Origin of the sequence: Streptomyces sp. GbtcB6, assembly GCF_019091475.1 — a bacterium.
Taxonomy (GTDB): Bacteria; Actinomycetota; Actinomycetes; order Streptomycetales; family Streptomycetaceae; genus Streptomyces; species Streptomyces hyaluromycini.
Map to the genome: position 1 here is coordinate 158,350 of NZ_JAGXJL010000006.1, position 26,146 is coordinate 184,495.

The following is a 26,146-nucleotide window of genomic DNA, read 5'->3' on the forward strand; positions in this document are numbered from 1 at the left end:
CAAGACCCGTGGCCGACAATGCATATAGGCGCGGCCTATCGGCGGACAGGAGCGGGCGCGGGAAGGCGGCACCATGGACGTCCGGCAGCTGGAGTACTTCCTCGCGGTGGTCGACCACGGCAGTTTCAACCGGGCGGCGACCGCGCTCTACCTCTCCCAGCCCTCGCTCTCCCAGGCGATCCGGGCCCTGGAGCGGGACCTGGGCAGCGACCTGTTCCACCGGATCGGCCGCCGGGTCGTCCTCACCGAGGCCGGTTCGGCGCTCATCGAGCCGGCCCGGGCCGCGGTCCGCGGCCTGGAACTGGCGCGGGCGAGCGTGGAGTCGGTGCACGGGCTTCGCACCGGCCGGGTGGAGATCGCGGCGATGCCGTCCCAGGCCGTCGCCCCGCTCACCGGGATGATCAGCCGCTTCCACCGGGCCCATCCAGGTGTGTCGGTGACCGTACGGGCCGCGTTCACCCCCCGGGACGTGACCGAGATGGTGCGCACGGGGGTGGCGGAGCTGGGGCTGCTGGCCACCCCTGACGCGCTCCCCGACGCGGATGTCCGCACCCACCCCCTCCCGGAGCAGCGGTTCGTGCTGCTGGCGCCCCCGGACGGCCCCTTCGCCCCCGACACGACGGTGGTGGACAGGAAGGACCTCGCCGGGCACCGGCTGATCGTCGGGCAGCAGGGCACCGGGATGCGCCGGTACGTCGACGGCCTGATCGCCGCGGGGGTGGAGGTGACCCTCGCCGTCGAGACCGAGCACCGGGTGGCGATCCTGCCGCTGGTCCTGGCGGGCGCGGGCCTCGCGGTGGTCACCGACGCCTGGCGGGAGCTGGCCGGGCAGGCGGGCGTCCGGGTGCTGGACCTGGAGCCTCGTACGAGCCTGCGGGTGACGCTGGTGAGCCGGCGCGGCGCGACGACCCCGTCGGCGGAGGCGTTCCTGCGCACGGCACTGGCGGAGGATCCGGAGACGGCCCCCTGATAAGGGCTGCCTATAAGGCACATGGGCAGCCGGTCTTGGACGCGCCCCACGAACCGTTGCTGCAATCCCTCCCATGGAGAAGCACCGCATCGCCCTGATCCCCGGCGACGGCATCGGCGCCGAGGTCGTCCCCGCGGCCCGCCGTGTGCTGGACGCCGTCGCCGCCCGCCACGGCATCGCCCTCACCTACGACACCTTCGACTGGTCCTGCGAGCGCTATCTCGCCGAGGGCGCGATGATGCCGGCCGACGGCCTCGACCGGATCCGCGGGCACGACGCGATCCTGCTCGGCGCGGTCGGCTACCCCGGGGTCCCGGACCATGTCTCGCTGTGGGGCCTGCTGATCCCGCTCAGGCGCGGCTTCCAGCAGTACGTGAACCTGCGCCCGATCCGCGTCTTCGAGGGCGTGACCAGCCCGCTGCGCGAGGCCCGGCCGGGCGACGTGGACTTCGTCGTCGTACGGGAGAACGTCGAGGGCGAGTACGGCGAGATCGGCGGGCGGCTGTACCGCGGTCTGCCGGAGGAGACGGCCGTGCAGGAGGCGGTGTTCACCCGCAAGGGCGTGACCCGGATCGTGGACTACGCCTTCGAGCTGGCCGCCGGCCGGTCCGGCCGGCTGACCTCGGCGACGAAGTCCAACGGGATCGTGCACACGATGCCCTTCTGGGACGAACTCGTCGCCGAACGCGCCGCCCTGCACCCGGAGGTGGCGTGGGACCAGGAGCACATCGACGCGCTGGCCGCGAAGTTCGTGCTCGACCCGGGCCGCTTCGACGTCGTCGTCGCCTCCAACCTGTTCGGTGACATCCTCAGCGACCTGGCGGCGGCGATCGCCGGCAGCATCGGCATCGCCCCGGCGGCCAATCTCAACCCCGAACGGGACTTCCCCTCCATGTTCGAGCCGGTGCACGGCTCGGCCCCCGACATCGCCGGGCGCGGCACGGCGAACCCGCTCGGTGCGATCTGGTCCGCCGCGATGATGCTGGACCACCTCGGCCACCCCGAGGCGGCCGGCACCGTCACCGACGCGATCGCCACGCTCCTGTCCACGACCCGGCTGCGCACCCCGGACCTCGGGGGCTCGGCGACCACGGCCGAGTTCACGGCGGGGATCGTCGACCTGCTGTGACCGGGACGCTCAGAGGTGGCCCTGGACGACTGACGCGCGGGACGGTCCCGGCCACGCCACAGGGCCGTCTCCGCCGGGGGTCAGGCGGCCGCCGACGGCTCCCGCGCGACCGGGAAACCCGCCGTCCGCAGCACCTGACGCCCGGCGTCCACGGCGAACACCTCGCAGCCCGGACGCGCGGCCGCCCACCCGACGCCCTCGGCGCCCATCGCGAAGGCGGCCGTGGCCACGGAGTCCGCCTCGGTCAGAGAGGAGGCGACGACCGTCAGGCTGAGCAGGCCGGTCGCCGGACGCCCGGTGCGGCCGTCGACGATGTGGTCGCCGCGCTCGTAGCGGGCGGAGGTGGCGACCGCCCCGTCGGTGAGTTCGAGGACCGTGCACAGCCGGTCGGCGTGCTCGGGGTGCCGTACCCCCACCCGCCAGGGCCCGCCGGAGGCGACCACGTCACCGCCGGCGTTCAGCACGAACCGCCGTGCCCCGGCCGCCGACAGCCCTTCCGCCGCCCGCTGCACCGACCAGCCCTTGACCACCGCGCACGGGTCGAGGCCCCGCCCCGGCAGCCGTACGTCGAACGCGCCCCCGGTCGCCAGCCGGTACTCCTCGCACAGCGCGAGCACCTCGGCGAGGTCCGGGCTCACCTCGGACCCGGCGAGCTCACCGCGGTCGAGCCGGGAGACCTCGCTGTCCGGCCGGAAGGGACTGAACCGCTCGTCGACCTCGCGCAGCCAGGCGAAGACGGCGTCGGCGGCCCCGGTGAAATCCCCTTCGTCGTCGACGCGGAGCGAGACCGGGAAGCCCATGACGTGTTCGACTCGGTGCACGATCAGCCCTTCGCGTCGATCGCGGCCTGGAGGGACTCCTTGTAGGCGTCGCTGGTGATCGTCGCACCGGACACGGTGTCGATGTCCGCGCTCTGCGCCTTCAGTGTCTCCGAGATCAGTACCGGCACCGCGGCGGTCGTCTGCGGATGGTTCGGCTGCTGGAGCATCGTCACCGCGGAGATCTTGTCGGCGGAGAAGGTCACCTGGACCTGCACCGGGCCCTTGTCGGTGTTGACGGTGGTGCCCTTGACGACGGTGCCGGAAGAGGTGCCCGAAGCGGTGGTCGAGGCGGCCGACGGCGTGGTGGCGGACTCAGGCGTGGCGGACTCGGCGGTGGCGGACGTCGTACCGCCGATCGACGGCTCGTAGCGCCAGACGGGGATCAGGCCCGCGATGCTCAGGGCGACGACAGGTATGGCTCGCTTCACGGTGTCTCTCTCATCCCGCCAGGCTGAAACGCTCGAAGTGGATCTGCGGCTTGGGCACGCCCAGGTCTCCCAGGGTGCGCAGCACCGCGTTCATCATCGGCGGCGGCCCGCACAGGAAGACGTCCCGGTCGGCGATGTCCGGCACCAGTCGGACCAGTTCGCGCGGGGCCAGCCTGTCGGGGACGGGCGGGCCGGTGACCAGGTGGAGTTCGGCGCCCTTGGCGACGGCGAGGTCACGGAGTTCGTCGTAGAGGACGGCGTCCCGGTCGGTGCCGACTCGGTAGATGACGACCGCGTGGCCTTCGAGGTCCTCCAGGAGCGCACGGATGGGGGTGACGCCGACCCCGCCGGCGATCAGCAGGGACTCGGACTTCCGGCGGTGCAGGGTGGTGAAGGCGCCGTAGGGGCCCTCGGCGAAGACGCGGGTGCCGACCCTGAGGTGGCGCAGCGCGGCGCTGCCGTCGCCGGCGGCCTTGGCGGTCAGGCGCAGGGTGCGGCCGTCGGGGGCGGCGGAGAGGGAGAAGGGGTTCGCCTGCCACCAGCGGTCCTTGGTCAGGAACCGCCACAGGAAGAACTGGCCGGCCTGCGCGCCCAGCTTGTCGAGGTCGCGGCCGGTGACGTGGACCGAGACCACGTTGTCCGACTCGGGGACGACGGCGGAGACCCGGAACTGGTGCCGGTAGTTGCGCCACAGCGGCAGGACCAGGCGGCCCAGGGCCACCGCGCCGAGCGCCACGCCCCACACCGCGTACCAGTACGTCTTCGCGGCGGACGACGAGGTGAAGGTCGTACCGACCGCGACCTGGTGGCTGAAGGCGAGGACCACGGCCACGTAGGTGTACAGGTGGACGAAGTGCCAGGTCTCGTAGGCGAGCCGGCGGCGGGCGTAGCGGGCCGAGACGGCGCCGACCACGACGATGATGCCGAACGCGACGACCGCGCGGAGCACGCCCTCGGTCGTCTCGGCGAGGTCGACGAGCTCGGAGACCGGGCCGACGCCCGCGCCGTCGGCGTAGCCGAAGCTGATGAAGACGGCGTGCGCGAGCAGCGTCCAGAGCAGGGCGAAACCGGTCCAGCGGTGCCAGGAGGTCAGCCGGTCCATGCCGATCCGGCGGTCCAGCCAGGGCAGCCGGGCCACCAGCACCAGCTGGAAGGCCATGACGAGGGCGCCGTAGAGACCGAAGAAGCGGCCGATGACGATCAGCGCGTTGGAGGCGAAGCCCGCCTGGGCGAAGAAGTAGGCGACCACGGCCGCGTTCGCGGCGAGCACGGCGTAAAGGCCCGTTCGGGCCACCACCCTGGGGCGTATCGCCGTGGGGGGCGCAGGGGGTGATTGGACGGTCGTCACGGGTGCGCAGCTCCTTGATCGGATCCTGGGAGTCGAGCTTCACCCGCCACTGCTGTCGTTTTCCTGTCGGCCGACTTTCAACTCGTTATCGATGTGTTCTCTGTGCGAGCACGGGTCTGGCGTCCACGGCCGGGTGGCGCAGTATGAGCGGGTGGAAAAAGTACGACTCCTCGTCGTGGACGACGACCCGCCGATCGCCGACCTGGTCGCGACGGTCGCGCGGTACGAGGGCTGGGAGGCGGTCACCGCGTACTCGGGTGAGGACGCGCTGGCCAGGGCCGCCGAGTTCCGGCCGGACATCGTCGTGCTCGACCTGATGCTGCCCGATCTCGACGGCTTCGGTGTGCTCGACCGGCTGCGGCACTCCGGGACGATGGTGCCGGTGGTGTTCCTCACGGCGCGCGACGGGGTCGCGGACCGGGTCGCGGGGCTGACCCGGGGCGGGGACGACTACCTGGTCAAGCCGTTCGCGGTGGAGGAGCTGATGGCCCGGCTGCGCACGGTGCTGCGGCGCAGCGCGGGGCCCGGCTTCCAGCGCTCGGTGCTCCGGGTCGCCGACCTGACGATGGACGAGGACACCCGCGAGGTCCGCCGCGGCGACCGGCTGCTCTCGCTGACCCCGACCGAGTTCGAGGTGCTGCGCTACCTGATGCGCAAGTCGCCGACCGTGCTCACCAAGGCGCAGATCCTCGACCACGTGTGGGAGTACGGCTTCGGCGGCCGTTCGAACGTGGTGGAGCTGGTCGTCAGTCGGCTGCGCCGCAAGATGGACGAGGCCGGCGGGGAGTCGCTGATCCACACCGTGCGCGGTTTCGGGTACGTCATCCGGCAGCAGGCCGCGGAGTGACCGGCCGGTTCCGGACGGGCCTGGCGCGGATCGGCCGGCTGCGGCGCTCGTACCGGGCCATGCGCCTGGGTACCCGGCTGGCGCTGGGGCTCGGGGCGCTGGCGCTGGTGGTGTTCGCGGTCGTCGGCTCGGCGCTGACGATGTACATGCGGGACTACCTGTCGGCCCAGCTGGACGACCAGCTGGGGCTGGCCCAGGTCGCCCAGTCCAAGAGCATCGCGCAGAACGGCACGCTCCAGGGCAAGAAGTACTACCACTGGTACTACGCCGTGTACGACGTCTCGCACGGCACCCCGGTGCTGCGCAAGCCGGAGGAGAGCAGTGACCTGCCCGCGGACATCGCCCCGCTCACCTCGGTGGCGAAGGCGCAGATCGCGGCGGGCACCGAGGTACTGCGCACCAAGGACCTGACCGGGGAGGGCGAGTACCGGCTGCGCGGCTGCGAGGTGGAGCCGGGCGTGGTGCTGGTCAGCGGGGCGCCGACGGACAGCATCGGCAACACGGTTCGGCAGCTGGTCACGGTCCAGGTGGTCGCCTTCGGACTGGCGCTGCTGGCGCTGGTGGTGTTCGGCCGCCGGCTGCTGCGGCACGGTCTCGAACCGCTGAGCGACATGGCGCACACGGCTCATGGCATCGCCTCGCACAACCTGACGGAGTCGGCGGCCCGGCTGCCGCTGCGCGCGGCGAAGCGGGGCGGCGGGCCGGAGGTCGAGGAGCTGCGCACCGCGTTCAACACGATGCTCGAACACATCGACCACTCCCTCGCCGTCCGCGCCGAGGCCGAACAGCGGCTGCGCCGGTTCGTGGCGGACGCCTCGCACGAGCTGCGCACCCCGCTGATGTCGGTACGCGGCTACGCCGACCTCTTCCAGTACGCCGCCGCCAACGAGCCCGGGGAACGCGACCGCCATCTGGCCCGGCTGCGTGCGGAGGCCGCCCGGATGGGCATCCTCCTCGACGACCTGCTGCTCCTCGCCCGCCTTGACGCGGCCGAGGTGGAGACCCCGCTGCGGCTGGAGGACGCCGACCTGACGGAGCTGGTCCGGGAGGCCGCCGACGCCTTCCGCGCCGCCCACGCCGACCATCCCCTGACGGTGACCGCCGGCCCGGACCCGGTCCCGGTCCGCCTCGATCCGGTCCGTATCCGCCAGGTGCTGGACAACCTCCTCACCAACGCGGCCGTGCACACGCCCACCGGCACCCCGGTCTCCGTGACGGTCGCCGTCACCGCCGGCTCGGCGTCGGTGAGCGTCACCGACCACGGCCCCGGCATCCCGGACGGCGACCGCGCCCGGGTCTTCGACCGCTTCTACCGTGTCGACAAGGCCCGCAGCCGCGACCGCGGCGGCAGCGGGCTCGGCCTGTCGGTGGCCCGGGCGCTGGTGGAGGCGCACGGCGGGACCATCGGACTGGGCGAGGGCCCCGCGGCCGGCACGGTGTTCACACTGACGCTGCCCAGGAAACCGGCCGCTGCCCGTACCGCCGGCTAGCTCTCCTCCGCCGCGTCCTCCGCGCCCGGGCCGAATCCGCCCTGCCGGGGGTGCGGGCGCGCTGCCAGCACCGCGACGTCGTCCTCGGCGTGGCGGGCGTCGAGGCGGGTGAGGATGGACTCCAGCAGGCTGTCGACGCCGGCGGCGGGGGTGAAGCGGAGGTCGGCGAGGCGGTGCAGGGAGCGGTCGATGTCCTCGCCGCGGTGTTCCACCAGGCCGTCGGTGAAGAGCACCAGCGCCTCGTCGGGTTCGAGCCGGTGGGTGGCCGACTCGTAGCCGCCGAAACCGGTGCCCAGGGGCGGGCCGACGGGGACCTGCAGGAGTGCGGTACGGCCTCCCCTGGTGATCAGCGCGGGCGGCAGATGGCCGGCGCTGGCCAGGGTGACCTGCCCACGGCCCGGGTCGACGCGCACGAGCAGGCAGGTGGCGGGTCTTCGGTCCGCCTCGGTGGCGGCGATGTCGTCCATCTGGCGCAGCACCCGGTGCGGGGGCAGCTCGGAGGAGGCGATGTAGCGCAGTGAGGACCGGTAGGCGTTCATGTCGACGGCGGCCTCCAGCCCGTGGCCCATCACGTCGCCGACGACGAGCAGCGTGCGCCCGAAGTGCAGCCGTACGGTCTCGCACCAGTCGCCGCCGACCAGCACCCGCCCGCCGGCCGGGAGGTAGCGGATGGCCACGTCCAGGTTGGGGTGCGGCCGGCCGGGCTCGGCGAGCAGGGCGCGTTGCAGGTCACCGGCGGTGCGGTTGACCTGCTCGTACTCGCGGGCGTGCCGGATGTGGGAGGCGGCGCGTTCGGCGAGCAGGGCGAGCAGTTCGGCCTCCGCGGGGGCGAAGGCGACGCCCTCGCGGGCGCAGACCAGGACACCGTACTGGTCGGAGCCGCTGGTCAGGGGCGCGCACAGGGCCGGGCGGGTACGGCTGCCGACCGGACGGGACAGCCAGGGGTCCGCCCAGTGGCCGGCCGCCGGGGTGCCCGCGTCCCGGGCCACCGCGGTGGCCCAGCGGGCGTCGGGCAGCAGATCGGCGTCGCCGGTGATCGACTCGTAGCCGGAGACGGTGTCGCCGACGCGCCGCATCACGGCCGCGCTCCCGCCCACCAGCCGTACCGCCGCCCGGGTCAGTTCCGTACAGGTGGTGGACTCGTCAAGGCTCGTGCCGATGCCGGCCGCGGCCGTGCGCAACGCCCGCAGCGGCGCGGAGGGGTCGGCGCCCGTCGTACGCCCGCCCTGTCCGCCCGGGCCGTCGGCGGACGCGGGTCCCCGGCGGGACTGGAACCATCGCGCGACACCCGACACCCTCACAGAATCTCAAACAGCCCCGTTCCGGGCACCAGCCGGCTGCGTGTCCCCCCTCCCCGACGGCACCACGGTGTTCGCCGCGGTCCCGGCGGGCCTGGACGTCGCGGGCGGCCTGGTGGTTGTCGCCACCCGCCGCCGGGCCTCCGGGCCCGCCTGAGGACGGGCCCGGCCGGACTCAGCTCTCGTCGGCGGTCAGCCGCAGCGAGATCGAGTTGATGCAGTACCGCTGGTCGGTCGGGGTCGCATACCCCTCACCCTCGAACACGTGCCCGAGGTGCGAGCCGCAACGCGCACAGCGCACCTCGGTGCGGACCATCCCGTGGGCACGGTCCTCGACCAGCTCGACCGCGTCGGTGTCCTTCGGGTCGTAGAAGCTCGGCCACCCGCAGTGGGACTCGAACTTCGTGCCGGAGGTGAACAGCTCGGCACCGCAGGCGCGACAGGAGTACACGCCCTTGGTCTTGGTGTCGGTGTACTCACCCCTGAAGGCCGGCTCGGTCGCCGCCTGGCGCAGCACGGCGTACTCGGCCGGCGACAGCTCCGCCCGCCACTGCTCGTCCGGCTTCTCGACGTCGTACGACATGACTCTCAGCCCCTCACTTCACCAGGCGTTCCAGGATCCTCGGGCCCAGGTCGGTCACATCGCCCGCGCCCATGGTGAGAACCAGATCACCGGGCTTCGTCATTCCCGCGACCACGGCGGGAACCTCGTCCTTGTCGTGCACGGCGGTGACGTCGGCGCCCGCGCCTCGCGCCGCCTCGATGATCAGCTCGCTGGTGACCCCGGGGATCGGGTCCTCGCGGGCCGGGTAGATGTCGAGGACGACCGAGGCGTCCGCGAGGGCCAGCGCGTCGCCCATCTCCTTGCCCAGCTCCTGGGTGCGGGAGAACAGGTGCGGCTGGAAGACGACCAGGATCCGGGCGTCCCCGCCTGCGGATCGCATGGCCTCCAGGTCGGCGGTCATCTCGGTCGGGTGATGGGCGTAGGAGTCGATGACCTGGACACCGGCCGCCTCGCCCTTGAGCTGGAGGCGCCGCTTCACTCCGGTGTACGCGGCCAGGGCGGGTGCGAGTTCGGCGGCCGGGACCCCGAGGGCCACGCCGGCGGCCAGCGCGGCGACGGCGTTGTGCGCGTAGTGCCGTCCGGGGACCGACACCGCGAAGGTCAGCTCGGTCCCGTCCAGCAGGACGGTGACCTCGCTCTTCAGGCCCTGCGGTACGACGGACAGCACCCGGACGTCGGCGTCCGCCGCCTCGCCGTACGTCACGGTCCGCACCTTGCCCGCCAGCCGCCGGGTCAGCTCGCGCGCCCCCTCGTGGTCGGCGTTGACCACCAGCGTGCCGCCGGGCACGATCCGGCCGGCGAAGGTCTCGAAGGACTCGTAGATCTCTTCCATCGAGGCGTAGTTGGCGTGGTGGTCGAGCTCCACGTTGAGGACGATGGCGACCTCGGGCGCGTACTTGTGGAAGCTGCGGTCCGACTCGTCCGCCTCGGCGACGAAGATCTCGCCCTCCCCGTACAGGGCGTTGGAGCCGGGGGCGTCGAGATCGCCGCCGATGGCGTACGAGGGGTTGCGGCCCAGCGCGGTCAGGGACACCGCGAGCATGGACGTGGTGGTGGTCTTGCCGTGGGTGCCGGCGACCGCGATCGGACGCAGGCCGTCCATCAGGGCGGCGAGGGCGTCCGAGCGGTGCACCACCGGGATGCCCAGCTCGGCCGCGCGGGCCAGCTCGGGGTTGTCCTTCCGGATCGCCGACGACACGACGACACAGCTGGCGTCGTCGGCCAGGTGCCCGGCCGCGTGCCCGATGTGCACGGTGACGCCGAGCGCCCGCAGCGCCTCGGCGGTCTCCGACTCCTTGGCGTCGCTCCCGGCCACCTCGGCCCCGCGCTGGGCGAGGATCTTGGCGATCCCCGACATCCCGGCGCCGCCGATCCCGATGAAGTGCGGTCGCTCCATGGCGGAAGGAAGGCCGGGTGCCATGTGTTTCTCCCAGAGACGGTGACGTGCGAAAGCGTGCCTAGCCTATGTGCTGGAGCACGGGCACCTTTGCAGGGGACGCGAGCCCCGCCAACCCAAAGGGGCGCGGGGAACTGCGCGACAAGCCACGACGAAGCCGCACCCGCCGACACACCGCACCCCTTCGGCGCCTACGCCTTGCTGTGCGAGAACAACTTCAGCACCGGCACCCCCACCTTGTGCCGCGCCCGGGACGCCCAGTCCCGGTGGAAGAACTCCTCCACGTAGTGCGGATCGGTCAGCACGATCACCTCGTCCGCGCCCACCTCTTCCACCAGCTTCCGCAGCGCGTCCAGCGGGTGGTCCTCGACCATCCGCCCCTCCGCCGTGCTCCCCGCCGCCCGCAGGGCCGTGAGGGACACGTCCAGCGCCTGCTCGGCCGGCCCCTTCGCCGCATCGCCCTCCGGCGTCTCCCGCTCGCGGGCGGCCTCGTCGAGTTCGCCGAGTGCGATGTCGTCGATGGCACGCAGCAGGCGGTCCGCCTGGTCGCCGCGCGGCTGGAGCAGCACGTGGAAGGCGACCTGCTCGTCTCCGTGCAAGGTGGTGACGAACTCCACGTCGGCGGACGTCAGGGCCTTCTCGATCATCAGAACGCTTGTGAACACCCGGCGCCTCTTCTCCTTGGAGGGTCGCTGCGGCCCTCTGTCCTCCGTGGGGCCCAGCACCCCTGCGGAAACCATCCTGCCCCGTGATCGCACGGGTACTGCCGGATTCAGTTTGCCCGCCGGAAGCTAAGCGGAACGGGATATTCCGCTGATGTCAGGACCGGCGATAGCGACCGAACAGGAATCCGGCCTCTTCCAGGAGGGACACTAGTTCGAAGCGTCGGGGTACGGCGACACCGGGTCCCCCGGCGATCCGCTGCGCGTCGCCCGCCGTGAGCATCGGGGAGATCGTCAGACACAGCTCGTCGAGGACACCGGCGGCGATGAACTGCCCGAGCAGCCGGGGGCCGCCCTCGGTGAGCAGCCGGGTGTGGCCGAGGCCGGCGAGGGCGCGGACCGCGCGGGCGGGGTCGACGCCGGCGCCGTCACCGGCGATCACCACCCGGGCGCCGGCCTCCTCGGCGGCGGCGACACGGTCGGGGGCGGCCGCCGCGCCGGTCAGGATGAGCGTGGGCACGAGGGGCGAGGTGAACAGCGGGAGCGAGAAGTCCAGGTCGAGGCTCGCGGTGACGACGGCGACCGCGGCGACCCTGGCCTGGCCCGCCGCAGCCCGGGCCCCGGCGAACTCAGCACGCTCGCGCGCCGGCCGATACCCCTCCTGCCGTACCGTTTCCGCCCCCACGACGACGACGTCCGCGAGCCCTCGCAGGGTGCCGAAGATCCGCATGTCGGCCGCACCGGAGATGGGCTGCGAACGCCCTTCGTGCTGACCGGCCCCGTCGAGCGTGGACACCATGTTGGCCCGCAGCCAGACCTCCCGCCCGGCGGACTCGGGATAGGCATAGGCAAGCGCCAACTCGCCAAGCCCCCACTCCCGATCGACCAAACCGGAACCGGAACCCCTCACCCCGCCAAAAGCCGGGCCATCCCCGTCCACCTCTCCACCCTGCGAACCGGAACCACCCGCCCCGCCACCGGGCCGCGCCCCCTCGCCCGGACCACCGGAGACACCGGCCCCGCCCCCAAGCCCCGCCCCCTCGGCCGAACCGCCGGAGGCATCCGCCCCGCCCCCCGGCCCCGCCCCCTCGGCCGAACCGCCGGAGGCCTGGGCTGTTGTTTGTTCGGTCACAGGGAACAGGCGTCGCATGTCGTGCAGTGTGGCACGGCAACTAGCATGGGTGACCGTGTCGTCTTCTCCCGCCGCATCCGAGGTCAGCCCCATAGCCGACGCGGCCCCGCTGTCCCTGTGCGCCCGTTCGCCGCACGTCCCCGCGGACCGGCTGGTCGCCGAGATGGTGCCGCCGCCCCGTTTCGACTCGGTCCGCTTCGCCACCTACATCCCGGACCCGAACCAGCCGAGCCAGACCGAGGCCGTACGGGTTCTGGAAGAGTTCGCCGGCGGTCTCGGCGGGGCGCACGCAGTGGCCGGCGGGAGGCGCGGTTTCTTCGGCTTCGGGAGGAGCAGGGCGGCCAAGGTGCCCGCCGGGCCCCGCGGGGTCTATCTCGACGGCGGGTACGGCGTCGGCAAGACCCACCTGCTCGCCTCGCTCTGGCACGCCACCCCGGCCGAGCCCGCGCTGAAGGCGTTCGGCACCTTCGTGGAGCTGACCAACCTGGTCGGCGCCCTCGGCTTCCAGCAGACCGTGCAGACCCTCTCCGGCCACCGCCTGCTGTGCATCGACGAGTTCGAACTGGACGACCCCGGCGACACCGTCCTGGTGTCGACGCTGCTGGGCCGGCTGGTGGACGCCGGTGTCGCGCTCGCCGCCACCTCCAACACCCTGCCCGGCAAGCTCGGCGAGGGCCGGTTCGCGGCCGCCGACTTCCTGCGCGAGATCCAGGGCCTGTCGGCCCACTTCCGCGCCCTGCGCATCGACGGCGAGGACTACCGCCACCGCGGCCTGCCCGCGGCGCCGGCGCCGTACTCCGACGAACAGGTGACGAAGGCGGCGTACGCGACCCCGGGCGCCTCGCTCGACGACTTCCCGCACCTCCTGGACCACCTGGCCAAGGTGCACCCCAGCCGGTACGGCGCGCTGACCGACGGCGTGGCGGCCGTCTGCCTGACGGACGTCCAGCCGGTGCCGGACCAGTCGACCGCGCTGCGGCTCGTGGTCCTCGCGGACCGGCTCTACGACCGCGAGGTCCCGGTCCTGGCCTCCGGGATGCCCTTCGACAAGCTGTTCAGCGAGGAGATGCTGAACGGCGGCTACCGGAAGAAGTACTTCCGCGCGATATCCCGGCTCACCGCCCTGGCCAGGGACGCCAAGGGGCTCGTGGCCGCCGGCTAGGCCCCGCCGGCCGCCCCCTATGTGATCAAGCTCCCCAGGTCAAGAGCCTGATCAGGCCACACCACCGGCACTTTTCACGCTCTCTTCGGCTCGCAACACCGAGTTAACCCTGCAAACAACTTTGCAGGGTTAACGTGTTTCTTGACCAACCATTGACCTGTGCTTGGTGCACACAAGAGGCGTGAACTGCCGCGAGGGGGGCTCATGTTCCGAGGTACGACGGCCCGGACCGTGCTCTCGCTCCTGGCCGCCGCCCTGCTCGCCGTCCAGTTCTTCGCGCCTACGGCAACCTTCGCAGCCGCGCACACCCTCAGTCATGTCGAGGCCAAAGCCCAGTCCGGCCCGCACCCCTCGGCGAAGGTCGTGCGCGACGGCTCGCACACCCTCCGCGACCACGGTCGCTGCGGCGAGCCCCCCAGCCCGCCGCAGACCGCCGACCGCCATCGCAGCGCCACCGTCGGCTGGGCGGACGACCGTCCGTCCACCGCGCGCCACACCGAGGCCATACGCGCCTCGGTGCCTCCCGCAGCCAGGCACCACGGCACGTCAAGAGCATCGAGAGCCCACTCACCGGCCACGCTTCAGGTCTTCCGCTGCTGACGGGACGGGCTCTGCCCCGGGGCTCTCCATGCCCTTCATCCCCCCACAAACGTCGTGCAAGCCCGACGCGCTGCTGTAGCGCGCCAGGAGGAATCCACACACCATGCAGCCCCTCATCGACAACGCCCGTACGTTCGGACAGCGCCCTGAGGAGTTCGCCAGACTCGCCGAAGGCCAGTCCCCGCAGGTGCTCTTCATCACCTGCTCCGATTCCCGGGTCGTCCCGGCCCTGATCACCGGCGCCCGCCCGGGCGAGCTCTTCGAGCTGCGCACCGCGGGCAACATCGTCCCGCCGTACGCCTCGGTCCACCCCACCAGCGAGGCGGCCACCATCGAGTACGCCGTGGAGGTGCTCGGCGTCCGCGACATCGTCGTCTGCGGGCACTCGCACTGCGGTGCCGTCGGAGCGCTGGTGCGCGGCGACGACCTGACCGCCGTACCCGCCGTCCGGGACTGGCTGGCGAGTGCCGAGCCACGCCCGACCGGGGCGGTCGAGGACCCGGCCGTGGCCGAGGGCGTGCAGAGCCATGTGCTCGCCCAGTTGCTGCGGCTGCGCTCCTACCCGTTCATCGACAGGAAGCTGGCGGAGGGCGAACTGACCCTGCGCGGCTGGTACTACGAGGTCCACACCGGTGCCGTGCGCGAACACCGCGCCGAGACCGACGCGTTCGAGACCCTGTGAGCGTCGCGATGACCAAGTTCCCCCACATCAAGTTCCCTTACATACGGCAGGACTTCGCCGCCTCTCTCGTCGTCTTCCTGGTCGCGCTCCCGCTGTGCGTGGGCGTGGCCGTCGCCTCCGGTGTCCCGGCCGAACTCGGCCTGGTCACCGGCATCGTGGGCGGTCTCGTCACCGGGCTGCTGCGGGGCAGCAGCCTTCAGGTGTCGGGGCCGGCCGCCGGTCTGACCGTGCTCGTCTTCGAGGCGGTGCGGGAGTTCGGACTGCCGCTGCTCGGGGTGATCGTGCTGGCCACCGGCGTCCTGCAGATCACCATGGGCGTCCTGAAGCTGGGGCGCTGGTTCCGGGCCATCTCGGTCTCGGTCGTCGAGGGCATGCTGGCCGGAATCGGCCTGGTGCTGATCGCCGGCCAGCTGTATCCGGCACTCGCCGCCAAGGCCCCCGAGTCCGGCCCCGGCAAGATCGCCGGGCTGCCCGGGGCGTTTCTGGACGCCCTCGGGGACGGCGGGGCGCTGGCCTCGCTCGCCCTCGGCGCGGGCACGATCGCGGTCCTGGTGCTGTGGAAGTACACCCCGGCGAAGGTGCGGAAGGTCCCCGGACCGCTGGCCGCCGTCGGCCTCGCCACCCTGGCCGCCTTCGTCCTGAGCCTTCCGGTGGCCACCGTCGAGGTGCACGGGCTGCTGGGTTCCGTCCAGCCGCCGCCGCTGAGCGCCTTCGGCGAACTGGCGGGCGTCGGGCTGATCGGCACGATCGTCGCGTTCACACTGATCGCGTCGGCCGAGTCGCTGTTCAGCGCGGCGGCCGTGGACCGGTTGCACGACGGTCCGCGCACCCGGTACAACCAGGAGCTGATCGCCCAGGGCGCGGGCAACGCGCTCTGCGGGGTGCTCGGCGCGCTGCCGATGACCGCGGTGATCGTGCGCAGCGCGGCCAACGTCCAGGCGGGCGCCCGCACCAAGGCGTCCCGGGTGCTGCACGGCGTCTGGCTGCTGCTGTTCGCGGCCCTGCTGCCGGGAGTGCTGGGGTACATACCGATCCCGGCGCTCGCCGGAATCCTGGTCCACTCGGGCGCCAAGCTGATCCCGGTGCGCGCGCTGGCCGTGCTGTGGCGCGAACACCGGGGCGAGGCGCTCATCCTCGTCGTCACGGCGGTGTCGATCGTCGCGGTGAGCATGTTCGAGGGCGTCCTGATCGGGCTCGCCCTGTCGATCGTCAAGACGGCCTGGGAGGCCTCGCACCTCAAACTGGAGGTCGTCGACAAGGGCTCGGGGCCGGTCGACGCCTACCTGTCGGGCAACGCGACCTTCCTGCGGCTGCCGAAGATCCTCGACAGCCTGGAGGCGCTGCCCCAGGACCGCCCGATCCGGGTGGACCTCTCCGGGCTGCACCACCTCGATCACGCCTGCCGGACCGCACTGGAGAGCTGGGCCGAGCGGCACAGCGACGCGGGCACCGAGCCGGTGAAGGTCACGGCCGTCTGAACCGGCGGCCGCCCCGGGCCGGGATGCCGACGCCCCTCGGCATCCCGGCCCGGACCTGCTCCCCGGCGGCCGTGGCCCCTACCCTCCCGCCGGGCATATCGTTACAGCAACAGACATACCGGACCTCTTTACCTGGGGGTCGTGATGGTTCAGGAGTTGCTGGTCGCGGTGGTGGCGGCGCTGTGCTTCGGCGCGCTGTACCTGGCCGCCGGCGCGCGGGTCGTCAAGCAGTACGAGCACGGCGTGCTGTTCCGGCTCGGCCGGGTCACGGGTGACGTACGGACACCCGGCTTCAATCTGGTGATCCCGTTCGTGGACCGGCTGTACAAGGTCAACCTGCAGATCGTCACGCTGCCGGTCCCCGCCCAGGAGGGCATCACCCGCGACAACGTGACCGTGCGCGTGGACGCAGTCGTCTACTTCCGGGTGGTCGACGCGGTGAGCGCGCTGGTCAAGGTCGAGGACTACAAGTTCGCCGTCTCGCAGATGGCCCAGACCTCGCTGCGCTCCATCATCGGCAAGAGCGACCTCGACGACCTGCTCTCCAACCGCGAGCAGCTCAACCAGGGCCTGGAGCTGATGATCGACAGCCCGGCCGTGGGCTGGGGCGTGCAGGTGGACCGGGTAGAGATCAAGGACGTGTCCCTGCCGGACACGATGAAGCGCTCGATGGCCCGCCAGGCCGAGGCCGACCGGGAGCGCCGGGCCCGGATCATCAACGCCGACGCCGAGCTCCAGGCCTCGAAGAAGCTGGCGGAGGCGGCCCAGCAGATGGCGGCCACCCCGTCGGCCCTGCAACTGCGGCTGCTGCAGACGATCGTGGCGGTGGCCGCCGAGAAGAACTCGACGCTGGTCCTGCCGTTCCCGGTGGAGCTGCTGCGGTTCCTGGAGCGGGCCGGCGGGCCGCAGCCGGGGCCGAACGGCGAGGCCCCGGCCGGGATCACCGAGAGCACCCTGCGGACAGGGCCGCCGCCCGGGTGACCCGGCGCCGTGCCGTCCGCCGCGCCACCCCTGAAAATCGGACATTCCGACCTACGTTCATACGGTGATCCGACTAGTACGCCGTCTTACCGGTACGACCGCCGTATGCGTCGCCCTGGGCGCCGCGCTCGCCGCCTGTGGCACCACCGAGGCACCCCACGCCGGCCCCCCGGCTCCCGCCAGGGCCTCCTCCTCCGCCACCCCGCCGCCCACGCTCACCCCCGGCCCCGGCGGTGCGGCGCCCGTCTTCATGAACGGTCCGCGCACCCTGGGCAAGACCGTCGCCCTCACCTTCGACGCCGACATGACCGCCGACCAGGGGCCGCGCGCGGCCGCGGGCGAGCACTTCGACAACCCGGCGCTGATCGCGACCCTACGCGCGCTGAAGGTGCCGGCCACGATCTTCATGACCGGCCGCTGGGCCGACGAGTACCCGGCCCAGGCACGCTCCCTCGGCCGCGACCCGCAGTTCGAGGTCGCCAACCACTCCTACAGCCACTACGCCTTCACCGGCGACTGCTACGGCCTGCCGACCGTCTCCGCCGCGAACATGAAGTCGGACGTGGAGCGCGCCTACGCCGCGCTGCTCCGCGCCGGGGTACCGCACCCGATGCCGTACTTCCGGTTCCCCGGCGGGTGTTACGACCGGCAGGCGCTGCGCGCGGTCGGCGCGCTCGGGGTCACCGCGGTGCAGTGGGACGTGGTGAGCGGGGACGCGTTCGCGACGGACGCCGACGCGGTGGCCAAGCAGGTGCTGGACGGGGTGAAGCCCGGTTCCGTGGTCGTCATGCACTGCACCCGCAGCGCCGCCCCGACCACCGAGCAGGTGGTCAGGACCGTCGTACCGGAGCTGCGCAAGCGGGGCTTCCGGTTCGTGAAGGTGTCCGAGCTGATCGGGGAGACGCCCGGTCACCGGTGACCGTCCTACGCTGGAGGTATGAGCGACGAGGGCTACTGCACGATCACCGGGGCCGCGCAGCCGCCGACGGCGGACGGTCCGCCGTACGCGGAGTGTGTGCTGTGCCGGGAGCCGACCGAGTACCCGGAGTCGTACAAGGGCATCACCATGTGCCCCCGGTGCGAGTGGCAGGAGGCGCAGCGGACCGCCTGTTCAGGGTGAGCGGCGGCCGTTGAGAGCGCAGGCCATGGCGAAGGCCGCGGTGGTGAGCAGGGCCGCCGCGGCCACCGGCAGCGGGGAGACCGGGATCCGGCCGGACTCCGAACCGGTGACCAGGCCGCTGACGGCCGCGTGCGCCGGGGAGCCCGCGGCCACCATCGAGAACAGCGCGGCCAGCAGCATCGCGGGCACCGCCCGGCCCGGCGAGCGCAGCAGCGGCCGGTTGGTGAGCGCGCCGACGGCGCTGCCGAGCAGCGCGCAGGCAAGGGTCGCGAGGAGACCGGCGGCACCGGCCCGCAGGGGTGGTACGGGGAGCCGGTGGTCGTTGGTGGCGTGCCGGCTGATCACCGTCACGACGAGGGTGGCCGCGGTGCCGAGCAGCGCGGCGGCGAAAAGTGCGGTGAGCAGGGCTGCCAGATGGGCCCTGGCCGGGCCGCGCGCCGCGGTGACACAGGCGCGGGCGGCCGGCGGTTCGCCGGTGACACAGATCCGTACCAGCCAGGCGGCCACCGGCACCAGCGCGGCGGCCGTGTAGCCGAGCGAGTCCAGCACCGGCTGACCGCTCTGCACGCCCACGCCCAGGAACGCGGCGTACAGGATCACCGGGGGCAGCCAGCGCTGGGAGCGCAGGAGGAGAGCGGTCTGGTAGCGCAGGAGTGCGGTCATGGGCGGTCTTTCTCGTCCGGTGGGACGTCCGGGGGACTGACGGAGACCACATGCCAGGGCGGGTGGGCCGTGAGGAGGGCACGCAGCACCACGTCCGAGTGGGACGCGGGAACCGTAAGACGGTAGGTGCCGGGGGCCGGTTCCTCGGCCGAGGCCGCCGTGCGGGTCGCGTCGGCGGGCAGCCGGCCGCCGGCCGGGCCCCGGACGGTGACGGCGGTGAGCGGGCCGACGGGTGAAGGCGCCTGGTCGGTACGGGGTCTGAGGGTGCCGTCGACGACCTGGTGGATCGCGTCGGGCGCGCCCGCGAGGCGCCGGGGATCGTGGTCGACGAACACGACGGCGCCCCCGGCGGCGGTGCGCTCGGCCACGGCCCGCTCCAGTTCGGCGCGGGCCTCGGCGTCGAGGCCGGTCCACGCCTCGTCGAGGACGAGGAGTTCGGGGTCGGCGAGCAGTGCCTGGGCGACCGCGACCTTCTGGCTGGTGCCCTTGGAGAGCTGGGCCATGGGGGTGACCGCGTAGGCCGCGGCGCCGAACCGCTCCAGCCAGGTCGCTGCGCGGGCGGCGGCCGACCGGCGGGAGAGGCCGTGGACGGTGCCGAGATGGGTGAGATAGCCGGAGGGGGTGAAGGGGAGGGCCGAGGGGAAGCGCTCGGGCACGTACGCGGTGCGGGGGCGGCCGGTGATGCGGCCCTCGGTGGGGGCGTCTATGCCGGCGACGAGGCGGAGCAGGGTGGACTTGCCGGTGCCGTTCGCTCCCTCCACGCGGGTGAGGGAGCCGGGGGTGATGGTGAGGTCGACGCCTCGTAACACCCAGGGGCCGCGTATGCCGTAGCGGCGGCCTACGCGGGCCAGTTCAAGATCACGGTGCATGGGGACATTGTCGTGCGGGATCGGGGTGGTGTGTTTCGGTTGTGCGCGGTCTGCGGGTGGGTGGGGGCCGTTCGCGCAGTTCCCCGCGCCCCTTATAGGTTGGCTGGTGTGAGCGAAGTTCCCACGCAGCCCAGCGACAGTCCCTTCCAGTCGGAGCCCACCAAGCGCGACAAGGCACCTCAATTCGTGTTGCCGCTCGTCGTACGAATCGAAAAGGCCGCTCCTCCAGCCCGCACCGACGCTCTTGAGACCGCTGCTCGGGCCGTGCTGGCCATGCTCAGTGATGGGCGGGCCCTCGGGGACGGGGAGTGGGCGCAGGCCGTGCGGGACTGGGAGGACGCGCGGATCCGGAAGGTCGTGCGGCGGGCGCGGGGGGCCGAGTGGCGGCGGGCCGGGGAGCTGCCCGGGATCACCCTCACGGGGAAGTCCGCCGAGGTACGGGTGTTTCCGCCCGTTCCCCTGGACGGGTGGCCCAGGGAGCTGGCCAAGTTGCAGGTGTCAGGGACCGAGTTGGACGATCCGGAGCCGCCCGTGGGCGCCGACCGGACCGGGCCTGTGCTGTGGCTGAACCCGGAGTTGGAGATGTCGGCAGGCAAGGCGATGGCGCAGGCCGGGCACGGGGCCCAACTGGCCTGGTGGGCGCTGTCGGAGGAGGAGCGGGACGCCTGGCGCGACGCCGGGTTCCCGCTCGCCGTGCGGACCGCCGATCCGGCCGAGTGGCGTGAACTTACGGACAGCGGGCTGCCGTTGGTGCGGGACGCCGGGTTCACCGAGATCGCGCCGGGCAGCTGCACGGTGGTCGCGGACCATCCCGCGCTCCGGGGATAGCACGCGGTCAGTCGGTGTCGGCACCCCGGTAGGCGTACATGTCGGCGAGGAACTTGCGGCGCAGGGCGGGGACCTTGCCGGTCGCGCTGAAGAAGCTCCGGGTGGCGAAGAGGGCGAGGCGGCCGGTGACGGGCCGGTAGAGCGGGTCGTCACCGCTGGTGCCGTTGTTGTCGAGGGACTCGGCGACGCGGGTGAAGCCGTAGGGGATCATCTCCGCCTCGTAGTCGCCGATCGCGGTGAGCAGCGGCTTGTCGCCGCGGGCGGCGGCGGTCAGTTCCCGGCAGAGCAGCGCGGCGTCGCGCAGCGCGGTGTTGGCGCCGACGCCCTGGCCCGGGGTCATGGTGTGGACGGCGTCGCCGAGCAGGGTGACGGCGGTCGTCGGCCAGGGGTCGACGGGGACCGAGGTGGCGATCCTCAGCGGGAACGCCGCCGCCGGGTCGGACAGTTCGAAGATCCTGCGCAGGTCCGGGTGCCAGTTGCGGGTCACCCGCAGGACCGTGTCGACGAGCTGCTTGCCGCGCTGCCGGGCCGTGTCCTCGGGGAAGCGGTCGTGGGAACTCCAGACGGACAGGTTGATGTAGTCGCGGGTGTTGTCGAACCGCAGGCCCGACCAGCTGTCCAGGAGTGCCTTGTCGGCGGGGTTCTTGGGCCGGCCCTCGGCGTCCCACTTGAACTCCATGACGTGGAGCATGCCGATCAGGCCCTTGGTGCCGAAGATCAGGGAGAGTCCGTTGAGCACCTCGTCCGACAGCAGGGCGCGGGTCTCGGGCGTGAGGGCGGTCCTGGTGGCGACGGCCGTGATCCCGGTGTCCTTGATCTCCGCGTGCGGCAGGTATTGCCGGCGTACGGCGGAGCGGGTTCCGTCGGCGGCGACCAGGACGTCACCGGTCGCGGTGGTGCCGTCGGCGAAGTGGGCGGTGACCCTGCCGTCCGGGTGCTGCTCGTAGCGGGTGAACTCCTTGCCGTGGTGCACGACGTCGTCCATGCCGGTGAACAGCACCTGGCGCAGGGTCGAGCGGGACACGGAGCGTTCGCTGTTCACCGCGTCGGCCGCCTCGGGCAGTTCGATCGTGGCGGTGGTGCGGTTCGACTGGGTGAGCACGTTGAAGTACCGGGGGTCCCGGGCGCAGGTGCCGACGAACGTCGTGAAGAGCCCGGGCGGCAGGCACTCGTGCAGAGCACGGCTGCCGGTGGGGTCGATGCCGACCCGGTAGCCGTACAGGCCGTCGCTCCGGGAGCCGTAGCGCTCGTACACCGCGACGGAGACGCCGGCCTTCTTCAGACCGTGCGCCAGGCACATCCCGCCGGTACCGCCGCCTATGACCAGGACGTGCATGGCGATCACTTTCCTCGATGTTCACTCATCTCGATTTCCAAGACAGATAAGATTGAACATAGAGATACTCGAATGTCAAACCATTGACTCCGGCCTCGGATTTTTTACCTTTCCTTGGAGACTTTGCCGTTTGTTTGAACACCGCTGCCGCCCCACTCGTACGTCCTGGCACTGAACCAGCGACACGGGGAGGCATCCCTTGCGGCGTTTCAACGGAACGGCCCTGATCATGGCGGCCCTCGCCACCACGCTCGGCGCACTCGCCTACCCCGTGTGGTCGTACGCCGACCGTTCCGGCACCGGGCAGGCGAATGTGGCGGCGGGCACCGTGGCGACTCAGTGGGGTCCGCTGACCGCCGCCGACCGGGACCTGATCGTGCGGGTGCGGCTGGCCGGGCTGTGGGAGCTGCCGGCCGGGCAGCAGGCGATCCAGCGGGCGCCGAGCACGGCGATCAAGGAGGCAGGCGACCACCTGATCGTGGGCCACACCGACCTCGACAAGCGGGTCCGGATCGTCGCGGCGCAGCTGGGCGTCGAGCTGCCCAACGTGCCGAACGAGCAGCAGCAGGGCTGGCTCGACGAGATGTCGGCGGCGACCGGCTCGGAGTACGAGTACAAGTTCGTGAACCTGCTGCGGGCCGCGCACGGCAAGATCTTCCCGGCGATCGGTACGGTGCGGAACACCACCCGCAACACCCTGGTGCGGCAGCTGGCCTCGGACGCCAACCAGACCGTGCTCGACCACATCACGATCCTGGAGAAGACCGGCAAGGTCGACTTCGACGCCATCGCCAACGAGATCGCCAACGCGACGACGGCCAGCCCGACCGGTCCGGCCGTGCCGGTCCCCGGACAGGTGGTGCCCTCCGCGCCTGCCGCGCAGGCCAGCGTCAACGTCCAGACCTCGTCGAAGCCCTCCCCCGGCGCGCCGGGCACGGTGAACACGGCTCGCCCGGACCCGACGGACTCGCTCGGCGTACTCGGCCAGTAGCCGGAGAGCTCCCCGGAGCGCGACCCCGAACCTCAAATGTTGCTCTGAAGCGGCAGGCAACGCGGTTCGCGGGCGCGCTCCGGGGCCATACCCCCCTCACTCGAAGCAGCAGGGGGGACGGCCATGGCTCTGGAGCGGCTGGGAACGGGCATCGGCTGGCGGCCGGAGATCGCCGACGCCGTGGAGCGCATGCCGGGCATCGACTGGGTCGAGGTCGTGGCCGAGAACACCTGCCCGGGCCACCTCCCCGAGTCGCTGCGGCGGCTGCGCGAGCGCGGGGTGACGGTCGTACCGCACGGCGTCTCACTGGGCCTCGGCGGCGCGGACCGCCCGGACGAGAACCGGCTGGCCGCACTCGCCGAGCGGGTGGCGGCGCTGGGCTCGCCGCTGGTCACCGAGCACATCGCGTTCGTCCGCGCGGGCGGCCCGCGCACGGTGTCGCCCGTCCTGGAAGCGGGCCATCTGCTCCCCGTCCCCCGCACCCGGGACGCCCTCGACGTGCTTTGCGAGAACGTCCGGATCGCCCAGGCCGCACTGCCCGTGCCGCTCGCCGTCGAGAACATCGCCGCGCTCATCTCGTGGCCGGGCGAGGAGATGACCGAGGGGCAGTTCCTGTACGACCTCGTGGACCGTACCGGGGTACGGCTGCTGATCGACGTGGCGAACCTGCACACCAACCACGTCAACCGCGGTGAGGACCCGGCCAAGGAGCTCGCCGAACTCCCCGTGGAGGCCATCGCCTACGTCCATGTCGCGGGCGGCTTCGAGCGGGACGGCGTCTGGCACGACAGCCACGCCCATCCGGTGCCCCCGGCGGTCCTGGACATCCTGACCGGCCTCGCGTCCCGGGTGGCGCCGCCGGGTGTGCTGCTGGAGCGGGACGAGAACTTTCCGGAACCGGCCGAGCTGGAGCGGGAGTTGACGGCGATCCGGGCGGCCGTGGCGGCGGGGGGTGCGGTGGCCGCCGGCGAGCCCTGGGAGCCCTCGCCGGCGGCGGCCGCGCCAGAGGTGTCCGACGCCACCCGGCAGCGGGTCGGGCTCGCGCAGGCCGCGGTGCTGTCCTCGCTGATCGCGGGGACACCGGTGCCGGAGGGGTTCGACCGGGTACGGATGGGGGTGCAGGCGCGGGCGCTGGCGGCCAAGCGGGCGGACGTGGTGGCGAAGGTGGCGCCGGAGCTGCCGGAGATCCTGGGGGCGGGTTACCGGGCGGCGTTCCTGGCGTATGCGCAGGAACGGCCGATGACGGGGGGCTACCGGCGGGACGCGCTGGAGTTCGCGGGGGAACTGCTGCGGGAGGGGCGGCCGGGGGACGGGGGGTCTCATCGGCGGTTGGAGCAGTGGTGGCTGGAGCGGGCGGGTCCGACACCTCGGCGGTCGCTTGCGCGGAGGGTGCTGCTGCGGCGCGGGTAGTGGCCGGGGGGTGGGGACGCTCACCGGCGCTGGCCGGGTGCCGCCGCGCCCACCCGTGCCGCCCTGCGGCACGCCTGCCCGCAGCTATGTAGGGCGCGGCTGGGAAGCGCCCCGTCAGGGGCGCGGGGCTGTATTTGATTTGCGGCTCCGCCGCGTGGGTGCGATCAGTCCCCACCGGCCCGCGGCCGAACAACCGTCCTGACCCCCTCGGTAATATGCCAACCCCGCGCGGCGAAGCCCCACCGTGCGGTGCAGGAGGCATCATGCGCGCGCGACCCCGACCCCCCGTCCAGGGACGAGGCATATTCAGCGGTACCTCGCTGATCATCGTCTGTCTCGCGGCGACCCTCGCCGCCCTGGTGTTTCCGATCTGGTCGTACGCCGACCGCTCGGACCCCACCGGCTCGGTGAACGTGCTCAGCGCCCAGACCGTGTCGACGGCGTACGGCCCGCTGTCCGCGCAGGACCGGGACTTCATCGTCAAGGTCCGGCTCGCCGGGCTCTGGGAGCTGCCGGCCGGGGAGATGGCGGAGGAGAAGGGCACCACGGCGGCCGTACGGACGGCCGGTCAGCACCTCGTCGACGGGCACACCTCCCTCGACGCCCACGTCCGCACCGTCGCCACCCAGCTCGGCGTGCCGATCCCGAACGGGCCGAACACCCAGCAGCAGCAGTGGCTCGCCACACTGAACGCCGCGCAGGGGCAGGACTTCGACCGGGAGTTCGCGAACATCGTGCGGCTGGCCCACGGCCGGGTCTTCTCCGTGGTCGCCCAGGTCCGCGCCGCCACCGAGAACACGCTGGTCCGCGACCTCGCCGACGACGCCAACAACACCGTCCTGGACCACATCAAGGTCCTGGAGGCGACGGGCTACGTCGACTTCGCCACACTGGCGCAGCAGTTGGCCACCACCCCCTCCCCCGTGGCCTCGCCGCCCGTCGTCGCCCCCGCCGACGCGACCGCGGTGGCGGCGGCGGCACCGGCCGCGTCGCCGTCCTCGACGTACGCGCTGCCGCCCGCCACCGCCAGTCCGGAGCCGACGTCCCAGAACCCCTGACCTGCACGGGAAGCGGAACGTCACATACCGACAACACTCGGTCCGGAATGTGAACAGGGCATGGCGGTGGCCAGGCCGCTGGCATAGAAACGTGTCATGTTCTGGGTCCTTCTCCTGCTCCTGGCCTGGGCCGTCGCCGGCACCGCCTGCACCCGGTTGTGCCTGGCCGCCGTACGGACGGCGGTCGTCGACGCGGACGCGGGCCGGGGACACGATCTGACGCTGTACGAGGCCGCGTTCCTGTCCGGCGGGCCCGCGCGGGTCGCTGACCTGACGCTGGTGTCCATGGCCCGGCAACGGCGGCTGCTGCTCGCCCACACCGGCTGGGCGACCGTCGTGGACCCGCGGGGGCGGGACGAGATGGAGCGGTCGGTGATAGGGGCCATCGGGCCCGAGGGGCAGTCGCGGATAGCGCCGGTGCGTTCGGCGGCGGCCGACACGGACGCCGTGCGGAGTCTCGGCGAGGGGCTTGTGCGGGCGGGGCTCGCGGTGCCCGACGCCGCGGCGCGGACCACGGTCGCGTCCGGCGTCCGGCAGGTCCGGGCCGCCGCACTGGCGGTCCTCGGGCTCGGCGTGGCCGCGCTCACGCTGCCCGCCCCGACCGAGATGCCGCGCGACCTGGTCGCCGTCTGGTTCGCGCTGCCCCTCACCCTGACGCTGAGCTGCCTGGCCATCGCCCGGGTCGAGGTGCACCCGTACTCGCGGTGGGCCTCCCCCGCCGGGCAGCGGCTGCTCGGCGTGCTGCACCGGCGGGTGAACCGCACGGTCGACGACCACTCGCTGCTGACCTCCGTCGCGGTGCGCGGCATCCGCGCGATCGGCGAGCCGGAGCTGCGTGCGGCCTTCGCACACCGGGACCAGCTTCCGCGGGAGTGAGCGGGG

At 72.5% G+C, this 26,146-nt stretch carries 27 protein-coding genes; 16 read left to right on the forward strand and 11 right to left on the reverse strand.

Annotated features, from left to right (window positions below; translation table 11 throughout):
* Positions 1 to 73: 73 nt before the first annotated feature.
* Complete coding sequence (locus KVT45_RS13060; RefSeq protein ID WP_217547113.1) at positions 74 to 970, forward strand: LysR family transcriptional regulator; 897 nt, start codon at positions 74 to 76, stop codon at positions 968 to 970.
* A 73-nt stretch (positions 971 to 1,043) separates the two neighbouring features.
* On the forward strand, positions 1,044 to 2,099 hold the full coding sequence (locus tag KVT45_RS13065) for a tartrate dehydrogenase (RefSeq protein WP_217547115.1): 1,056 nt from the start codon (positions 1,044 to 1,046) through the stop codon (positions 2,097 to 2,099).
* An 80-nt stretch (positions 2,100 to 2,179) separates the two neighbouring features.
* Here KVT45_RS13065 and KVT45_RS13070 read toward each other — a convergent pair whose 3' ends face one another.
* The 3 genes from KVT45_RS13070 to KVT45_RS13080 are packed head-to-tail and all read right to left on the reverse strand — an operon-like array spanning position 2,180 to position 4,696.
* The gene (locus tag KVT45_RS13070) at positions 2,180 to 2,920 is read right to left on the reverse strand and encodes an FAD:protein FMN transferase (protein WP_217547117.1); all 741 of its coding nucleotides are present in this window, start codon (positions 2,918 to 2,920) and stop codon (positions 2,180 to 2,182) included.
* Between the two features lie 2 nt (positions 2,921 to 2,922).
* Positions 2,923 to 3,348 carry an FMN-binding protein gene (locus KVT45_RS13075; RefSeq protein ID WP_217547119.1) on the reverse strand — a complete coding sequence of 142 codons (426 nt, stop codon included), beginning with the start codon at positions 3,346 to 3,348 and terminating at the stop codon, positions 2,923 to 2,925.
* Between the two features lie 10 nt (positions 3,349 to 3,358).
* Positions 3,359 to 4,696, reverse strand: a complete 1,338-nt coding sequence (locus tag KVT45_RS13080) for a ferric reductase-like transmembrane domain-containing protein (protein WP_217547120.1) — start codon at positions 4,694 to 4,696, stop codon at positions 3,359 to 3,361.
* A 151-nt stretch (positions 4,697 to 4,847) separates the two neighbouring features.
* Between KVT45_RS13080 and KVT45_RS13085 the strand changes: the two genes are divergently transcribed.
* Positions 4,848 to 5,543, forward strand: coding sequence for a response regulator transcription factor (locus KVT45_RS13085; RefSeq protein WP_217547122.1), 696 nt, complete (start codon positions 4,848 to 4,850; stop codon positions 5,541 to 5,543).
* A gap of 59 nt (positions 5,544 to 5,602) precedes the next feature.
* Positions 5,603 to 7,033, forward strand: a complete 1,431-nt coding sequence (locus KVT45_RS13090) for a cell wall metabolism sensor histidine kinase WalK (protein WP_217547349.1) — start codon at positions 5,603 to 5,605, stop codon at positions 7,031 to 7,033.
* Here the strand turns inward: KVT45_RS13090 and KVT45_RS13095 are convergent.
* From KVT45_RS13095 to KVT45_RS13115, 5 genes are all read right to left on the reverse strand, one after another.
* Positions 7,030 to 8,328: a PP2C family protein-serine/threonine phosphatase gene (locus KVT45_RS13095; RefSeq protein WP_217547123.1), complete on the reverse strand. Its 1,299-nt coding sequence runs from the start codon at positions 8,326 to 8,328 to the stop codon at positions 7,030 to 7,032. The genes KVT45_RS13090 and KVT45_RS13095 overlap by 4 nt on opposite strands.
* Positions 8,329 to 8,506: 178 nt before the next feature.
* Positions 8,507 to 8,914, reverse strand: a complete 408-nt coding sequence (gene msrB / locus KVT45_RS13100; RefSeq protein WP_217547125.1) for a peptide-methionine (R)-S-oxide reductase MsrB — start codon at positions 8,912 to 8,914, stop codon at positions 8,507 to 8,509.
* A gap of 13 nt (positions 8,915 to 8,927) precedes the next feature.
* Positions 8,928 to 10,316, reverse strand: a complete 1,389-nt coding sequence (gene murC / locus KVT45_RS13105; RefSeq protein WP_217547127.1) for a UDP-N-acetylmuramate--L-alanine ligase — start codon at positions 10,314 to 10,316, stop codon at positions 8,928 to 8,930.
* Between the two features lie 167 nt (positions 10,317 to 10,483).
* Positions 10,484 to 10,957, reverse strand: a complete 474-nt coding sequence (locus tag KVT45_RS13110; protein WP_089104693.1) for an indole-3-glycerol phosphate synthase — start codon at positions 10,955 to 10,957, stop codon at positions 10,484 to 10,486.
* Positions 10,958 to 11,111: 154 nt separating this feature from the next.
* The gene (locus KVT45_RS13115; RefSeq protein WP_308310722.1) at positions 11,112 to 11,864 is read right to left on the reverse strand and encodes a pyrimidine reductase family protein; all 753 of its coding nucleotides are present in this window, start codon (positions 11,862 to 11,864) and stop codon (positions 11,112 to 11,114) included.
* Between the two features lie 277 nt (positions 11,865 to 12,141).
* Here KVT45_RS13115 and zapE point away from each other — a divergent pair, with 277 nt between their 5' ends.
* From zapE to KVT45_RS13150, 7 genes are all read left to right on the forward strand, one after another.
* Positions 12,142 to 13,248, forward strand: coding sequence for a cell division protein ZapE (gene zapE, locus KVT45_RS13120; RefSeq protein ID WP_217547130.1), 1,107 nt, complete (start codon positions 12,142 to 12,144; stop codon positions 13,246 to 13,248).
* 204 nt (positions 13,249 to 13,452) lie between these two features.
* The gene (locus KVT45_RS13125) at positions 13,453 to 13,848 is read left to right on the forward strand and encodes a hypothetical protein (protein ID WP_217547132.1); all 396 of its coding nucleotides are present in this window, start codon (positions 13,453 to 13,455) and stop codon (positions 13,846 to 13,848) included.
* A gap of 103 nt (positions 13,849 to 13,951) precedes the next feature.
* Positions 13,952 to 14,530, forward strand: coding sequence for a carbonic anhydrase (locus tag KVT45_RS13130; protein ID WP_217547134.1), 579 nt, complete (start codon positions 13,952 to 13,954; stop codon positions 14,528 to 14,530).
* Between the two features lie 8 nt (positions 14,531 to 14,538).
* A complete protein-coding gene (locus KVT45_RS13135) occupies positions 14,539 to 16,008 on the forward strand; it encodes a SulP family inorganic anion transporter (RefSeq protein WP_217547136.1) in 1,470 nt (489 codons plus the stop codon).
* A gap of 144 nt (positions 16,009 to 16,152) precedes the next feature.
* Positions 16,153 to 16,989 carry a slipin family protein gene (locus KVT45_RS13140; protein ID WP_217547351.1) on the forward strand — a complete coding sequence of 279 codons (837 nt, stop codon included), beginning with the start codon at positions 16,153 to 16,155 and terminating at the stop codon, positions 16,987 to 16,989.
* Positions 16,990 to 17,053: 64 nt separating this feature from the next.
* On the forward strand, positions 17,054 to 17,908 hold the full coding sequence (locus tag KVT45_RS13145) for a polysaccharide deacetylase family protein (RefSeq protein WP_217547137.1): 855 nt from the start codon (positions 17,054 to 17,056) through the stop codon (positions 17,906 to 17,908).
* Positions 17,909 to 17,926: 18 nt separating this feature from the next.
* Positions 17,927 to 18,109, forward strand: a complete 183-nt coding sequence (locus tag KVT45_RS13150) for a hypothetical protein (RefSeq protein ID WP_217547139.1) — start codon at positions 17,927 to 17,929, stop codon at positions 18,107 to 18,109.
* Here KVT45_RS13150 and KVT45_RS56240 read toward each other — a convergent pair.
* Positions 18,101 to 18,772, reverse strand: a complete 672-nt coding sequence (locus KVT45_RS56240) for an ABC transporter (RefSeq protein WP_254646703.1) — start codon at positions 18,770 to 18,772, stop codon at positions 18,101 to 18,103. The genes KVT45_RS13150 and KVT45_RS56240 overlap by 9 nt on opposite strands.
* On the reverse strand, positions 18,769 to 19,641 hold the full coding sequence (locus tag KVT45_RS56245) for an ATP-binding cassette domain-containing protein (RefSeq protein ID WP_254646704.1): 873 nt from the start codon (positions 19,639 to 19,641) through the stop codon (positions 18,769 to 18,771). The genes KVT45_RS56240 and KVT45_RS56245 overlap by 4 nt, the downstream gene beginning before the upstream one ends.
* A 108-nt stretch (positions 19,642 to 19,749) precedes the next feature.
* On the opposite strand from KVT45_RS56245, the gene KVT45_RS13160 reads away from it, so the two are divergent.
* Positions 19,750 to 20,469, forward strand: coding sequence for an aminoacyl-tRNA hydrolase (locus KVT45_RS13160; RefSeq protein ID WP_217547141.1), 720 nt, complete (start codon positions 19,750 to 19,752; stop codon positions 20,467 to 20,469).
* Between the two features lie 7 nt (positions 20,470 to 20,476).
* Here KVT45_RS13160 and KVT45_RS13165 read toward each other — a convergent pair whose 3' ends face one another.
* On the reverse strand, positions 20,477 to 21,805 hold the full coding sequence (locus tag KVT45_RS13165) for an NAD(P)/FAD-dependent oxidoreductase (protein ID WP_217547142.1): 1,329 nt from the start codon (positions 21,803 to 21,805) through the stop codon (positions 20,477 to 20,479).
* A 199-nt stretch (positions 21,806 to 22,004) separates the two neighbouring features.
* Between KVT45_RS13165 and KVT45_RS13170 the strand changes: the two genes are divergently transcribed.
* The 4 genes from KVT45_RS13170 (at position 22,005) to KVT45_RS13185 (ending at position 26,140) form a co-directional block, all read left to right on the forward strand.
* On the forward strand, positions 22,005 to 22,796 hold the full coding sequence (locus tag KVT45_RS13170; RefSeq protein WP_217547144.1) for a DUF4142 domain-containing protein: 792 nt from the start codon (positions 22,005 to 22,007) through the stop codon (positions 22,794 to 22,796).
* A 123-nt stretch (positions 22,797 to 22,919) separates the two neighbouring features.
* Positions 22,920 to 24,206, forward strand: coding sequence for a DUF692 domain-containing protein (locus tag KVT45_RS13175; RefSeq protein ID WP_217547146.1), 1,287 nt, complete (start codon positions 22,920 to 22,922; stop codon positions 24,204 to 24,206).
* 263 nt (positions 24,207 to 24,469) lie between these two features.
* Complete coding sequence (locus tag KVT45_RS13180; protein ID WP_217547148.1) at positions 24,470 to 25,264, forward strand: DUF4142 domain-containing protein; 795 nt, start codon at positions 24,470 to 24,472, stop codon at positions 25,262 to 25,264.
* Positions 25,265 to 25,360: 96 nt separating this feature from the next.
* On the forward strand, positions 25,361 to 26,140 hold the full coding sequence (locus KVT45_RS13185; protein ID WP_217547149.1) for a TIGR04222 domain-containing membrane protein: 780 nt from the start codon (positions 25,361 to 25,363) through the stop codon (positions 26,138 to 26,140).
* Positions 26,141 to 26,146 lie beyond the last annotated feature (6 nt).